Raw genomic sequence first — 13,722 nt, 5'->3', positions numbered from 1 at the left:
CGCCAGCAGGGCATCCCGACGCCCCTCAACGGCGTCGGCGACGAGGACCCGGGTCGCGGAGATCAGACGTGCTCCCCGACCATCCGGACGGCACCGCCGTCCACCCCCTTGGCGCCCTGCACGAGCTCGACGTCGTCGGGCACGTCGACCGCCCGCGCGTCGCTGACCTCGCCGAGGACCCACGCGTCGATACCGGCCGCCTTCGAGCGGACGATCGCCGCGTCGACGGACTCCTGCGGAAGGGCACCGACGAAGCCGATGCCCATGTTCAGCGTGCGCTCGAGGTCGGCGCGAGGCACGGAGCCCAGCTCACCGACGAGCGAGAAGATCGGCGGTGGGGTCCACGAGGCCCGGTCGACCCGGGCGATGGTGCCCTGCGGGAGGACGCGCGCCAGGTTGGCGGCGAGCCCGCCACCGGTGACGTGGCTCAGGGCGTGGAGGTCGACGTCGTCCGCGCGTACGAGGTCGAGCAGCGCCCGGCTGTAGATGCGCGTCGGCTCGAGCAGTTCGTCACCCAGGGTGCGGCCGAGCTCGTCGACGTGACGATCGAGGTCCCAGCCGGCCGAGGCGATGACCCGGCGCACGAGCGAGTAGCCGTTGGAGTGCAGTCCGGAGGAGGCGAAGGCGAGGACGACGTCGCCGGCGGCCACGCGGTCCGGGCCGAGGACCTCGTCGCGCTCGACGACTCCCGTCGCGGCGCCCGCCACGTCGTACTCGTCCGGGTCGAGGAGGCCGGGGTGCTCCGCGGTCTCGCCGCCGACCAGCGCGACCCCGGCGAGCTCACACCCCTTCGCGATGCCGCCGACGATGGCCGCGATGCGCTCGGGGACCACCTTGCCGGTGGCGATGTAGTCGGTCATGAAGAGCGGCTCCGCACCGCACACGACGATGTCGTCGACGACCATCCCGACGAGGTCCTGGCCGATGGTGTCGTGGCGGTCGAGGGCCTGGGCGATGGCCACCTTGGTGCCGACCCCGTCGGTGGAGGTCGCCAGGACGGGGCGGCGCATGCCCTGGAGGGCACTCGCGTCGAACATCCCGGCGAAGCCACCGAGCCCACCGAGGACCTCCGGGCGGGTGGCCCGGCGGACCGAGGCCTTCATCAGGTCGACGGCCCTGTCGCCGGCCTCGACGTCGACGCCGGCGGCGGCGTAGGTGATCGGGGACCGGGTGGTCATGGACGAACCGCCTCCGCAGGGTCATTCGACGGGGTGAACTCGAGCTCGAGCAGACCCTTGCCCAGGCGGTCCTCGCTCGGCAGCTCCATCGGGTACACGCCGGAGAAGCAGGCGGTGCACAGCTCCTCGGGGGGCTGCTCGGTCGCCTCGACCATGCCCTCCTCGCTGATGTAGCCGAGGGAGTCGGCGCCGAGGGAGGTGCGGATCTCGTCGACCCCCAGGCCGGTGGCGATGAGCTCGGCCCGGGTGGCGAAGTCGATGCCGAAGAAGCACGGCCACTTGATCGGTGGCGAGGAGATGCGCACGTGCACCTCGGCCGCGCCGGCCTCGCGGAGCATCCGCACGAGGGCACGCTGGGTGTTGCCGCGGACGATCGAGTCGTCGACGACGATGAGGCGCTGACCCTTGATCACGTGCTTGAGCGGGTTGAGCTTGAGACGGATCCCGAGCTGGCGGATCGTCTGGCTGGGCTGGATGAACGTGCGCCCGACGTAGGCGTTCTTCACCAGGCCCTGGCCGAAGGGGATCCCGGACTCCTGCGCGTAGCCGATCGCCGCGGGCGTCCCGGACTCCGGGGTCGGGATGACGAGGTCGGCCTCGACCGCGTGCTCTCGGGCGAGGGTGCGACCCATCTCGACGCGGGCCTCGTGGACGGTGCGGCCGTTGATGGTCGTGTCGGGGCGAGCGAGGTAGACATACTCGAAGACGCAGCCCTTGCGCGCCGGCTCGGCGAACTGCTGGGTGCGCAGGCCGTCCTCGTCGACGGTGACGAACTCCCCCGGCTCGACCTCCCGCACGAAGGAGGCCCCGACGATGTCCAGCGCCGCGGTCTCCGAGGCGACGACCCAGCCGCGCTCGAGGCGCCCGATGACGAGCGGGCGCAGCCCCTGCGGGTCGCGGGCGGCGTAGAGGGTGTCCTCGCTCATGAAGACGAAGCAGAAGGCGCCGCGCAGCTTGGGCAGCAGCTCCATCGCGGCGTTCTCGAGCGTGGTGTCCTGGTCGTGCGCGAGCAGCGCGGTGACCAGGGCGGTGTCGGAGGTGTTGCCGCGACGCAGCTCACCGTCGGTGATCCGACGGATCTTGCCGTCGTCGCCGGGGATGTCATCGCCACGCGTCTCGACCAGCTCGCGCAGCTCCGCGGAGTTGATGAGGTTACCGTTGTGGGCGAGTGCGACCGTGCCGGTGGCGTGACCACCGAGGGTGGGTTGCGCGTTTTCCCAGGTGGAGCCACCGGTGGTCGAGTAGCGGCAGTGACCGACGGCGATGTGACCGCGAAGGGTGGACAGGCTCCGCTCGTCGAAGACCTGGGACACCAGGCCCATGTCCTTGTAGACGAGGATCTGCTTGCCGTTGGACGTGGCGATGCCGGCCGACTCCTGCCCGCGGTGCTGCAGGGCGTAGAGGCCGTAATAGGTCAGCTTGGCGACGTCCTCGCCCGGAGCCCAGACCCCGAAGACGCCGCAGGCGTCTTGGGGGCCCTTCTCCCCGGGGAGGAGATCGTGGGACAGGTTTCCGTCTCCGCGTGGCACGGGGACCAGTCTCCCACAACCATCCGTGGTCGGCCTCTGCGGTCAGCCTCGTGCGGGGGCGGCTGGGAGGTGGCCTGTGGACAGTCGAGATGCGAGTCGGCGAGATTTCACTACCTTTGAAGGCAGATTTTGTTGGCTGCGTCGCCCGTAGCGGCGGCGGACGAAGGGACACCCTCGTGCAGAAGACCCGTGGAGCAGCACTCCTGGCCGCCACCGCTCTGGCCGTGAGCGGCTTGGTCGCGTGCGGCGACGAAGGGGAGCCGGGCGAGGCCTCGTCGACCGCTTCGCCGAGCGCCGTGGGGGGTGAGTCCTCGTCCGAGTCGTCGTCCTCGTCGGAGTCCAGCTCGTCCGGGTCCGACGGCGAGGCGGCCGAGTTGCCTGCGGCCGCGCAGAAGAAGACCAAGGCCGGAGCCGTCGCTTTCAACGAGTTCTACTTTGAAGAGTCCGGAAGGGCCCTAACCACCGGCAAAACCGCTCACTTGAAGCAGTACGGGGAGAACTGCCAGGCATGCGACGACTTCCTCGAGATCGTTAAGGAGGCCACCCAGGACGGCACGCGGATGAACAAGAATCCAACCACCGTCGCCGACGTGTCAGCGAAGGAGCGCTCCGACAGCGGCTACCGAGTAGAACTCGACATCAAGGAATCTTCCTACTACGAGGTACTGAAGGACGGGTCGAAGGGACGAACTGCCGACGCAACCTCACTCACTGTTGTCACGGACACCCAGTGGACCAATCGAGGTTGGGTCATTCGTGATCAGGTGCGGACTCAATGACCGGCTCACAGATTGCGCTGAGCGCCTTAGTGGCAGCATCCGTTCTCTCGCTCGGCTCAACAGCCGCCTCGACAGCCGATGCCCTCACCGCGACCCCCGTAGTTTCAGGAAGCTCGACATACGTCCTCGCTGCCCCAAGCAGCACGCAATCCCCTACTCCACCCCCGGCGTCTCCTTCAGGAAAGATGAACAACCACCGTGTCAGTGGATACGCCAATTCACCGAAAGACCTCTCAAGAAGAAGTAGGAGCGGTGACGCACCTCGAGGTGTCACACCGCCTGACAGCACGGCGGGATCCGACGGAGGTGACGGGAGCGCCGCACCAAGCGATGGCGGCAAGAACGCCCCGAAGGTCAAGAACCCGCCCAAGGACGTCAAGGTCGAGGTGAAGACGGAGGGCTGCACCGACATGGGTGTTCAGCAGTGCTCAAGCGCTCGGACCGCGTGCATGACGTCGGCCGGTGGCTCGAGCGCCTTCAAGCCGCCGGTCATCACGTGGGTCCGCGTCGATGGCGGCGAGTGGACGTACTCGGGCCTGTCCTGTGGTCCGCCCACGAGCGTGGACGTGCCCGGAGATGCCGCCGGCACCACGACCATCCCGGTGCAGGCGCCGCCCGTGCCCACACTGGGCCAGATCCAGACGGCCTTTCGCGCACTCCCCTTCAGCAAGCCCAGCGTGAAGGCCCAGCCCAAGGGTCAGCGGACGGCGAAGAACCTCACGACCTTCTACTCCGCCGAGTGGCCCGACGACGACGGTCTGCAGCCCGGCGAGATCAGCGAGTCCGTCACGTTGCTCTCCTGGGACATCGAGTTCAAGGTCGCGGCGCAGGACTACCGCTACAACTACGGCGACGGCACGAACTCCGGGTGGACCACCAGCACCGGCGGCACGTATCCCGACGGCGACGTCACCCACAGCTACTCCGAGACCGGTGACGTCGAAGTCAACGTCGACTCCCGCCTGACCGGCCAGTACCGCGTCAACGGCGGCGAGTGGCAGGACATCGACACGGTCGCCGACCTCCAGGACGAGCCGAGCTTCACCCTGCAGGTCCGTGGCACGAGGACCCGGCTCACCGACGGGTCCTCCACCAACTGACGGGAGGGGCTCCCCCTTCGGCTACTTGCGGTAGGTGAAGAGCGCGGCGACGGCCGCGCCCACGAGTGCCCCGAGGCACAGGCCCATGACGCTCATGTACCCGAGCGCGGCGCCCGGGTCGTAGTTGATGTCGAACCCCTCGTTGCGGTTCGGCCCGAGCCACGAGACGACGCTGAAGATGAGGAAGCCGATGATCGCCCCGGTCATGATGAAGGGGACGGGCTTCGGCTGGCTACGACGACGCTTGGCTGACACCCCTCCATCGTAGGTTGGTGCCATGACCACCCAGCGCCCGCATGCCGACGTCCCGGGGATGAAGCTCCCCGCGCCGCGTACCCCCGATCCGGCGGGCGCCCCCGGCCTGCGCTGGGGGCTCCTCGGCGCCGGGTGGATCGCCTCGCAGATGGCCTTCTCCCTCAGCGGCACCCGCCAGCAGGTCGTCGCCGTCGGCTCGCGCGACGCCGCGCGGGCGCGCGCCTTCGTCGAGGAGCACGCGCCGGGCGCCCGCCCCCACGGCAGCTACTCATCCCTCGTCGCCGATCCCGAGGTCGATGTCGTCTACATCGCCAGCCCCCACAGCGAGCACCTCGAGCACGCCCTGCTGGCCATCGCGGCCGGAAAGCACGTCCTCGTCGAGAAGCCCATGACCCCCACCGCGGACGAGGCCCGGCAGGTCGTCGCGGCGGCCCGCGAGGCCGGGGTCTTTTGCATGGAGGCGCTGTGGACGCGCTTCCTGCCGCACATCGACGTCCTGCGACAGGTCCTCGAGGCCGGGCTCCTCGGCGAGGTCAGCACCGTCCTCGCCGACCACTGCGTCCCGCTGTGGCCCGACGGCCCCGAGCGCCTCGCCAGCCCGGACCTCGCCGGTGGTGCCATCCTCGACCTGGGCATCTACCCGCTGTCCTTCGCCTCTCTGGCCCTCGGCGGCCTGACCGCGGCCACCGGCCTCGGCACGCTCACCGGTCGCGGGGTCGATCGACGGGTGGCCTTCGTCGCGCAGGGCCCGACCGGCGCCGTCGCCTCCCTCGCCACCGACATGTCCGTGTCCTCACCGACCACTGCGTCGGTCAACGGGACGTGGGCGCGGCTCGAGCTGGAGACGATGTTCTACATGCCGACGACCATGCACCTCGTCGGCACGGACGGGGTCGTCCTCGACACGATGGTCGGTGACCCCATCGAGCAGCACCGCGGGCTGCGGCACGAGGCCACCGAGGTCGCACTGCTCATCACCGCCGGCGAGCGCGAGTCGCCCCTCATGCCCCTGGACGAGAGCGTGCGCACCCTCGAGGTGATGGACGGGCTGCTCAGCTCCCTGCGCTGAGGGGGAAGTGCGCGGACAGGTCCGTGCGCTGCCCGCTGACGCGGACACTCCCTTCGCCCACGCCCTGCGACCACGTCAGGTCACCGGTCGCGAGCGCCAGCCACGTCTGCGCGTCCGTCTCCACCACGGCCGGCGGGGTGCCGCGCGTGTGCACCGGGCCCTCCACGCACTGCGTCGCGGCGAAGGGGGGCACCCGCACCTCGACGCTGCGCCCGGGCGCCCGCTCGGCGAGCTCCTCGATGGTGTGCCGGACGGCGGTCGCCAGGGTCCTGCGGTCCACCGATGCGCGGTCGTCGCTCGCCGACCACGCACGCAGCGCGGCCCTCCCTTCGTCCACCGGGATCCGACGTCGTCCAGCCATGCGCCCAGTCTTGCATCGCAAGATCATTCACCCCCCGGCCAACTCCCGGCGCCCGCTCGGCGTGCGGAGATCACCAGAGTGCGGCACCCTCGACCGAGGCGCCCCCTGTTGCGCCCGTCGCATGTTCTCGGGAGGAACCATGTCCATCACACGCAAGGGTGCGTCACTGGTCGTCGGCGCGAGCGCGGCCATCGCGCTCGCTGCCTCGGCCGGCGCCGCGAGCGCCGCTGCCCCGGTCGAGCCGGGTGACATCGATCCCGAGCTCACCAGCGTCAACCTGCTCAACATCAACGACTTCCACGGCCGCATCGACACCGACGCGACCGGTGACCTCGGCAAGGCCTTCGCGTGCACCGTGGTCAGCGCCACGTCCTCGCTCGGCGAAGAGGCCACGGCGCTGCTCTCGGCCGGCGACAACATCGGGGCCTCCCCCTTCACCTCCGCATCCCAGGAGGACCTGCCGACGATCCAGTTCCTCAACGCCCTCGGCCTGGAGGCCAGCGCGGTCGGGAACCACGAGTTCGACCGCGGCTTCGACGACCTGACGGGCAGGGTCGACCAGGCAGCCGACTACGACATCCTCGGCGCGAACGTCTACGACAAGGGCACGACCAACCCGGCCCTGTCGGAGTTCGAGATCATCGAGGTCAACGGCCTCGACGTCGCCGTCATCGGCGCGGTCACCCGGTCCACCCCCTCGCTCGTCACACCGCAGGGCATCTCCGGCCTCGACTTCGGCGATCCGGTGGCGGCCGTCAACCGGGTCGCCGGAGAGCTCACCGACGGGGACACGACCAACGGCGAGGCCGACGTCATCGTCGCCGAGTACCACGAGGGGGCGACCGAGGGGGACGAGCTGAGCACCCTCGAGGACCAGGTCGGCGCCGGTGGTGCCTTCGCGAAGATCGTGGGCGACACCTCCGCCGAGGTCGACGCGATCTTCACCGGACACACCCACAAGGGCTACGCCTGGGACGCCCCGGTGCCCGGCGGTGGCGGCACCCGCCCGATCATCCAGTCCAACTCCTACGGCGACACCCTCGGCCAGCTGCAGCTCGGCTTCGACGAGGACAGCGGCGAGGTCACCGAGTACTCGGCCACCAACATCGAGGTCGCCGACGCGACCGACGACTGTGCCGACGACACGACCTACACCGACGCCGCGGGGATCGTCGACAAGGCCGTCGCGGAGGCGGACGAGATCGGCAAGGAGATCGTCGGCGAGGTCAGCGACGACATCACCACCGCCTACAAGCAGGGCGAGCGGGACGACCGTCTGCGCGAGTCCACCCTCGGCAACCTCACCGCCGACATCTGGCTGGACGCGCTGAACCAACCCGGTCGCAGCGGGGCCGACATCGGCATCATGAACTCCGGCGGCCTGCGTGCCGAGCTCCTCTACGAGCCCACCGCGCAGGAGGGCCCGGGTGAGGTGACCTACGCCGAGGCGGCGTCGATCAACCCCTTCGCCAACACGATGATGACCGTCGACCTCACCGGCGAGCAGTTCATCACCCTGCTCGAGCAGCAGTGGCAGCCGGAGGGCGAGTCCCGGCCCTTCCTCAAGCTCGGCCTGTCCGACAACGTCACCTACACCTTCGACCCGGACGCGGCGAAGGGCGAGCGGATCACCTCCGTGAGCGTCGACGGGAGGCCGATCGAGACGTCCGAGACCTACACGGTCGCCTCGGGCTCGTTCCTCATCGGTGGTGGTGACAACTTCAGCGTCCTCGCCCAGGGCACGAACGCGACCGACAGCGGGCTCGTCGACACCGACGCCTTCGTCGACCACTTCAGGTCCAACGAGGCGATCGGCCCCGACTTCCGCGCGCAGGGCATCGCGATCACGGACCAGCCCGGTGAGATCACGGTCGGCGAAAGGGTCTCCTTCACCGCCTCGGGCTTCGACCTCACCTCACTCGGTTCGCCGACGAACACCACGGTCGAGGCCTTTGTCGGGGAGACCTCGGTCGGGACCTTCCCGATCACCGCGGAGTCGATCAGCGGGACACCGACCCGCAAGGGCAGCGCGGCGATCTCCTTCACCGTGCCGCGGGCCGCCGGGTCGGCCGCGGAGGCGACGGATGCCTCGATCCGTCTCGTGGCCGCGCCGAGCGACACCGAGGCGACCTTCCCCGTGAGCGTCACCGGCGGTGCCTCCAGCCCGTCTCCCACGACGGAGCCGACTTCAGAGCCGACGACATCGGGGCCGACCACGTCTGGACCCACGTCCACCGAGCCGACCCCGACGCCCACCTCGGACTCCGGCGGCGCCGCCCCCGGGGCGGGAACACCCTCCGACGACGTCACCGGCCCGATCGTGGAGACCGACCAGCCGGCCAGGCTGACCGACACCGGCGCCGTCGGCTCGGGCCTGGGCCTGCTCCTCGCCGCTGCGGCCGCGCTGACCATCGCGGGTGGCCGCCGAGCCGCCCGTCGGCGCCACTGATCCCGCGACGTGGGAGGGGCCACGCACCGACCGGTGCGTGGCCCCCTTCGTCGTAGGGGAGGATCGGGGCGTGGTGGCGAGAGCAGCGGTCGAGTTCGTGCCCGACGAGCACGGTGGCGTGACCGTGATGCGCGACGGGCACCCGCAGAGCCACGTCGACCCGGAGGACCCCGGTCACCTGGTCTTCGAGTACGTCCAGCACATGGCCGCGGCGATCGACGCGACCTTCCCCGCGCCGGACCCGATCGGGGTCACCCATGTCGGTGGCGCCGGCCTGACCCTCCCCCGGTGGGTCCACGAGACCCGCCCCGGGTCGCCGCAGATCGTCCTCGAGCCCGACGAGGGCCTCACGGCCGCCGTGCGTGAGCACCTGCCCCTCCCCCGAGGGCACCGCATCCGGGTGCGTCCCCAGCTCGGTCGTGCGGGTGTCGCGGTGCTCAAGGACGCCTCGGCGCACGCTGTGCTCGTCGACGCCTTCGACGACGGGCGGGTCCCCGCCGACCTGCAGTCCGCCGAGTTCTTCGTGGACGTGGCGCGGGTCCTGCGCACAGACGGGATCCTCGTGATGAACAGCCCCGACGAACCCGGCTGGCGCCACCTCGCCGACGTCGTCGCTGGGGCACGAGAAGCCTTCTCCCCCAACGCCTCCCTCGCGCTGATCGCCATGCGCGACGTGGTCAAGGCACGCCGGTACGGCAACACGACCCTCGTGGTCAGCCGCCGCCAGATCGATCTCGACGAGGTGCGTCGCCAGGTCGGACGGTGGCCCTTCCCCTCGGGTGTCCTCGGCGGCAAGGAGCTGTCCCGTCGCACCGCCGGCGGCAAGCCGCTCACCGACGCGGCGCCCCGCCCTTCGCCCGCCGCACCCGACCCGGGTGCTTGGCGCGTGCGCTGACCCAGCCGTCCCGACCCCGCATCTGCCTAGGCAGATGCGGCTGGAAGGGCCCGCGCTCTCGCATCTGCCTAGGCAGATGCGGCTGGCGGGGGCGGGGTCTCGCATCTGCCTAGGCAGATGCGAACGGGGGGGCGGGCGGGTCAGCCCTGGCCGGTCAGGCGCGAGACCACCGAGGGCAGGTCGCTCATGTCGTCGATGACCGCGCTGGCCTCGTCCAACCAGCCGGTCGGCGTCATGTCACTGCTGAAGCCGACGACCGGCATCCCGGCGGCGACCGCGGCCTCGATCCCGGCGCGGCTGTCCTCGACGACGACGCAGCGCTCGACGGGGTGCCCCATCCGCTCGGCCGCCAGGAGGAAGACGTCGGGTGCCGGCTTGCCGTGCTCGACCTGCTCGGCGCTGAACCGCGCCCCGTCGGGGAAGGGCCGCTCGAGGCCCGTCCGGGTCAGCTTGGTGCCGATGGCCGCGAGCATCGAGCCGGACGCGACACAGACCTCGTGACCGAGGTCGCGGACCGCCTCGACGGCCTCCCCCGCCCCCGGGATCGGCTCGAGCTCCTCCTGGCTGCGGGCGAACTCGGCCCGCCACGCCTTCTCCCACTCCGGGTCGGGCACCGCACCGGTCAGCTCGGTGAGCGTGACCCGGTTGTCCTTGTACGCCCGCCCGACGAAGGTCGCGACCGCGTCCTCCTCGTCGAAGTCGACCCCGGCGTCACGCATCATCCCCGTCCACGTGCGCACGTTCAGCCGTTCGCTGTCGACGAGGACACCGTCGCAGTCGAAGATCACCAACCAGCCCGACGACTCCATGTCAGCCGAAGTACCGGTGCATCGTGCCCGTGTGCGCGGAGCGCATCTCCTCGAGCGGGACGTCGAAGGCGTCCTTGACCTTGAGCGAGGACCCGTCGATGACCCCGAGACGGGCCAACGGCACGCCATGGGTCTCGGCGACGCTCACGAGCGTGGCGAGGTCCGCCTCCGAGCGGACCGTCACGAGCGCGCGGGCCGTCGACTCGGAGAAGAGCGCGGTGAAGACGTCGACCCGGTCGCGGTCGAGCACCGGTCGCAGGTCGAGCGACGCGCCCCGGCCGCCCTCGAGGACGGACTCGGCGAGCGCGATGGCCAGACCACCGTCGGAGAGGTCGTGCGAGCTGGCGAGCAGTCCGCGGCGAACGGCCTCGACGAAGAAGTCCGCGAGGGCCTTCTCCGCGGCGAGGTCGACCTTCGGCGGCCGACCGCCGAGGTGACCGTGGAGGGCGTGCGCCCACTCACCGCCGTCGAGCTCGTCGCGGGTCTCGCCGAGGAGGATGACGGTCTCCCCCTTCGCCCGGAAGCCCGAGGCGACGGAGGTGGCGACGTCGTCGATCACGCCGAGCACGCCGACGACGGGCGTCGGGTGGATCGCCGTCTCGCCGGTCTGGTTGTAGAAGGAGACGTTGCCGCCGGTGACCGGGATACCCAGCTCGAGGCACGCGTCGAAGAGTCCGGCGACGGCCTGCTGGAACTGCCACATCACGCCCGGGTCCTCGGGGGACCCGAAGTTCAGGCAGTCGGTCACGGCCACCGGCAGCGCACCGGAGGTCGCGACATTGCGGTAGGACTCGGCGAGCGCGAGCTGCGCACCGGCATAGGGGTCGAGGCGACCGAAGCGTCCGTTGCAGTCCGTCGAGACGGCGACGCCGAGACCGGACTCCTCGTCAATGCGCACCACACCGCTGTCGTGCGGCATGGCCCTCTTGGTGTTGCCGAGCACGTAGCGGTCGTACTGGTTGGTGACCCAGGACTTGTCGCAGAGGTTCGGCGAGGCGAGCAGGTCCAGCACCGTCCGGCCGAGGTCCTGCGGGCGGGGAAGGGAGGAGCTGACGTCGGCCTGCACCGCATCGAGCCACTCGGGCCGGGCGATCGGACGCTCGTAGACCGGGCCGTCGTGGGCGACGGAGCGCGGCGGCACGTCGACGATCGTCTCGCCGTGCCAGGTGATCGTCAGCCGATCGCCCTCGGTGACCTCACCCAGGACCGCGGCCTCGACGTCCCACCGGCCGGTGACCTCGAGGAAGGCGTCGAGCTTGTCCGGCGCGACGACCGCCATCATCCGCTCCTGCGACTCCGACATGAGGATCTCCTCGGCGCGGAGCGTGGAGTCGCGCAGCGGGACCTTGTCGAGCTCGATCTGCATGCCACCGTCACCGGCGGACGCGAGCTCCGACGTGGCGCAGGAGAGCCCGGCACCGCCGAGGTCCTGGATGCCCTCGACGACGCCCGCGGCGTAGAGGTCGAGGCAACACTCGATGAGGACCTTCTCGGCGAAGGGGTCGCCGACCTGGACCGCGGGACGTTTGGTCGGACCGCCCTCGTCGAAGGTCTCGGACGCGAGGACGGAGACGCCGCCGATCCCGTCACCGCCGGTCTTGGCACCGAAGAGGACCACCTTGTTGCCGGTCCCGGAGGCCTTCGCCAGGTGCAGGTCCTCGTGGCGCAACGAGCCGACGCACAGCGCGTTGACGAGGGGGTTGCCCTGGTAGCACTCGTCGAAGACGACCTCGCCGCCGATGTTGGGCAGGCCGAGGGAGTTGCCGTACCCACCGACGCCCTTGACGACGCCGGGCAGGACGCGGGCGGTGTCCGGGTGGTCGATCGCCCCGAAGCGAAGGGGGTCCATCACCGCCACCGGGCGGGCACCCATCGCCATGATGTCGCGCACGATGCCACCGATCCCGGTCGCCGCTCCTTGGTAGGGCTCGACGTAGCTCGGGTGGTTGTGCGACTCGACCTTGAAGGTCACCGCCCACCCCTGGCCGATGTCGATGACGCCGGCGTTCTCGCCGATCCCCGCGAGGGTCTTGCCCAGCGGGGTCTCGCTCGGCAGGTCACCGAAGCGCGTCAGGTGGACCTTGGAGGACTTGTAGCTGCAGTGCTCGGACCACATGACCGAGTACATCGCCAGCTCGGCGCTCGTGGGCCGACGCCCGAGGATCTCGCGGATGCGCTCGTACTCGTCCTGCTTCAGGCCGAGTACGGCCCACGGCTGCTCGGTGTCGGGGGTGCTGCTCGCCCGCGTGACGGTGTCGGGGGCGGCGGGTGACTGGCTCGCGCTGGTCCGGGTCATGAGGAAACCACCTGCTCGAGGGCAGACGTGAAGAAGGTGCGCCCGTCGAGGCTCGGGCCGAAGCCCTCCTCGACCGCGTGCTCGGGGTGCGGCATCAGCCCGACGACGTTGCCGCGCTCGTTGGTGACGCCGGCGATGTCGCGCGAGGAGCCGTTGGGGTTGACCCCGACGTAGCGGAAGGCGACCTGCCCCTCCCCCTCGATGCGGTCGAGGGTGGCCCTGTCGGCGACGAACTGGCCCTCTTGGTTCTTCAGCACGACGCTGATCTCCTGGTCGGCCGCAAAGCCGGCGGTCCAGGCGGTCGCGGCATTTTCCACGCGCAGGACCTGGTCGCGGCAGAGGAACCTGCGGTGGTCGTTCTGGATCATCGACCCGGGCAGCAGGTGGGACTCGGTGAGGATCTGGAAGCCGTTGCAGATCCCGAGGACCGGCATCCCTCCCTTCGCTGCCGTGATGACCTCGCCCATGACCGGGGCGAAGCGGGCGATGGCGCCGGCGCGCAGGTAGTCGCCGTAGGAGAAGCCGCCGGGGACGACGACCGCGTCGACATCGCGCAGGGTGGCGTCGCCGTGCCACAGGGCCACCGCCTCGCCGCCACTGAGGCGCACGGCGCGGCGGGCATCGGAGTCGTCGAGGCTCCCGGGGAAGGTGACGACGCCGATCTTCACGCGCCCGCCCCGGTGATCGGTGCCTGCTCCGGCTCGTCGGCCGTCAGCTCGTGGACGTTGACGACGTCCTCGATGACCGGGTTGGACAGCAGGGTCTCGGCCGCCTCGCGGGCCTGCTCCAGGTGCCCCTCGGTCACGTCACCGTCGACGGAGAGCACGAACCGCTTGCCCTGCCGCACGTCGGTGAACTGGTTCAGGCCCAGCCGGGGCAGTGCCCCGCGGACCGCCTGGCCCTGCGGGTCGAGGATCTCGGGCTTGAGCATGACATCGACGACGATGCGTCCCACGGGGCGCTCCTATGGTGCGAAGGGGGTCGGTCCGGCGTCGAGTCTAG

Annotated in this window: 13 protein-coding genes; 5 read left to right on the top strand and 8 right to left on the bottom strand. The window is 70.5% G+C overall.

Going from position 1 to position 13,722, the window contains the following annotated elements; translation table 11 throughout:
* Nucleotides 1-62: 62 nt before the first annotated feature.
* Nucleotides 63-1,178, bottom strand: coding sequence for a phosphoribosylformylglycinamidine cyclo-ligase (gene purM, locus ACR9E9_RS04185; RefSeq protein ID WP_435202001.1), 1,116 nt, complete (start codon nt 1,176-1,178; stop codon nt 63-65).
* Nucleotides 1,175-2,707, bottom strand: a complete 1,533-nt coding sequence (gene purF, locus ACR9E9_RS04180) for an amidophosphoribosyltransferase (RefSeq protein WP_435201999.1) — start codon at nt 2,705-2,707, stop codon at nt 1,175-1,177. The genes purM and purF overlap by 4 nt, the downstream gene beginning before the upstream one ends.
* Before the next feature lie 176 nt (nt 2,708-2,883).
* Here purF and ACR9E9_RS04175 point away from each other — a divergent pair, with 176 nt between their 5' ends.
* Both ACR9E9_RS04175 and ACR9E9_RS04170 read left to right on the top strand, forming a co-directional pair.
* Entirely contained in the window at nt 2,884-3,486 is a 603-nt protein-coding gene (locus ACR9E9_RS04175) for a DUF6318 family protein (RefSeq protein WP_435201997.1), read from the top strand.
* Between the two features lie 410 nt (nt 3,487-3,896).
* A complete protein-coding gene (locus ACR9E9_RS04170; protein WP_435201995.1) occupies nt 3,897-4,586 on the top strand; it encodes a hypothetical protein in 690 nt (229 codons plus the stop codon).
* A gap of 21 nt (nt 4,587-4,607) precedes the next feature.
* On the opposite strand, the gene ACR9E9_RS04165 is transcribed toward ACR9E9_RS04170, so the two are convergent.
* Nucleotides 4,608-4,841, bottom strand: coding sequence for a hypothetical protein (locus ACR9E9_RS04165; protein WP_435201993.1), 234 nt, complete (start codon nt 4,839-4,841; stop codon nt 4,608-4,610).
* 22 nt (nt 4,842-4,863) lie between these two features.
* Here ACR9E9_RS04165 and ACR9E9_RS04160 point away from each other — a divergent pair, with 22 nt between their 5' ends.
* Nucleotides 4,864-5,910, top strand: coding sequence for a Gfo/Idh/MocA family protein (locus tag ACR9E9_RS04160; RefSeq protein ID WP_435201991.1), 1,047 nt, complete (start codon nt 4,864-4,866; stop codon nt 5,908-5,910).
* On the opposite strand, the gene ACR9E9_RS04155 is transcribed toward ACR9E9_RS04160, so the two are convergent.
* Nucleotides 5,894-6,271, bottom strand: coding sequence for a sterol carrier family protein (locus ACR9E9_RS04155; protein ID WP_435201989.1), 378 nt, complete (start codon nt 6,269-6,271; stop codon nt 5,894-5,896). The two genes, ACR9E9_RS04160 and ACR9E9_RS04155, sit on opposite strands and share 17 nt — an antisense overlap.
* A gap of 139 nt (nt 6,272-6,410) precedes the next feature.
* On the opposite strand from ACR9E9_RS04155, the gene ACR9E9_RS04150 reads away from it, so the two are divergent.
* Together ACR9E9_RS04150 and ACR9E9_RS04145 are read left to right on the top strand one after the other, a co-directional pair.
* Nucleotides 6,411-8,720 (top strand): bifunctional metallophosphatase/5'-nucleotidase, encoded by a 2,310-nt coding sequence (locus ACR9E9_RS04150; RefSeq protein ID WP_435201987.1) that lies wholly within the window; start codon nt 6,411-6,413, stop codon nt 8,718-8,720.
* A gap of 73 nt (nt 8,721-8,793) precedes the next feature.
* The gene (locus tag ACR9E9_RS04145; protein ID WP_435201985.1) at nt 8,794-9,615 is read left to right on the top strand and encodes a spermidine synthase; all 822 of its coding nucleotides are present in this window, start codon (nt 8,794-8,796) and stop codon (nt 9,613-9,615) included.
* A gap of 140 nt (nt 9,616-9,755) precedes the next feature.
* Here the strand turns inward: ACR9E9_RS04145 and ACR9E9_RS04140 are convergent, their stop codons facing one another.
* Genes ACR9E9_RS04140 through purS form a run of 4 tightly spaced genes read right to left on the bottom strand, consistent with a single transcriptional unit; the run spans nt 9,756 to nt 13,675 of the window.
* On the bottom strand, nt 9,756-10,424 hold the full coding sequence (locus tag ACR9E9_RS04140; RefSeq protein WP_435201983.1) for an HAD family hydrolase: 669 nt from the start codon (nt 10,422-10,424) through the stop codon (nt 9,756-9,758).
* Between the two features lies 1 nt (nt 10,425).
* Nucleotides 10,426-12,720 carry a phosphoribosylformylglycinamidine synthase subunit PurL gene (gene purL / locus ACR9E9_RS04135; protein WP_435201981.1) on the bottom strand — a complete coding sequence of 765 codons (2,295 nt, stop codon included), beginning with the start codon at nt 12,718-12,720 and terminating at the stop codon, nt 10,426-10,428.
* Nucleotides 12,717-13,388 (bottom strand): phosphoribosylformylglycinamidine synthase subunit PurQ, encoded by a 672-nt coding sequence (gene purQ, locus ACR9E9_RS04130; protein WP_435201979.1) that lies wholly within the window; start codon nt 13,386-13,388, stop codon nt 12,717-12,719. Before purQ ends, purL begins: the two co-directional genes overlap by 4 nt.
* A complete protein-coding gene (gene purS / locus ACR9E9_RS04125; RefSeq protein WP_435201977.1) occupies nt 13,385-13,675 on the bottom strand; it encodes a phosphoribosylformylglycinamidine synthase subunit PurS in 291 nt (96 codons plus the stop codon). The genes purQ and purS overlap by 4 nt, the downstream gene beginning before the upstream one ends.
* Nucleotides 13,676-13,722 lie beyond the last annotated feature (47 nt).

Source organism: Janibacter sp. GS2 (assembly GCF_051200835.1).
Taxonomy (GTDB): Bacteria; Actinomycetota; Actinomycetes; order Actinomycetales; family Dermatophilaceae; genus Janibacter.
Note: the sequence above shows the minus strand (reverse complement) of the source record. Positions and strands in the feature narration are given on the sequence as shown.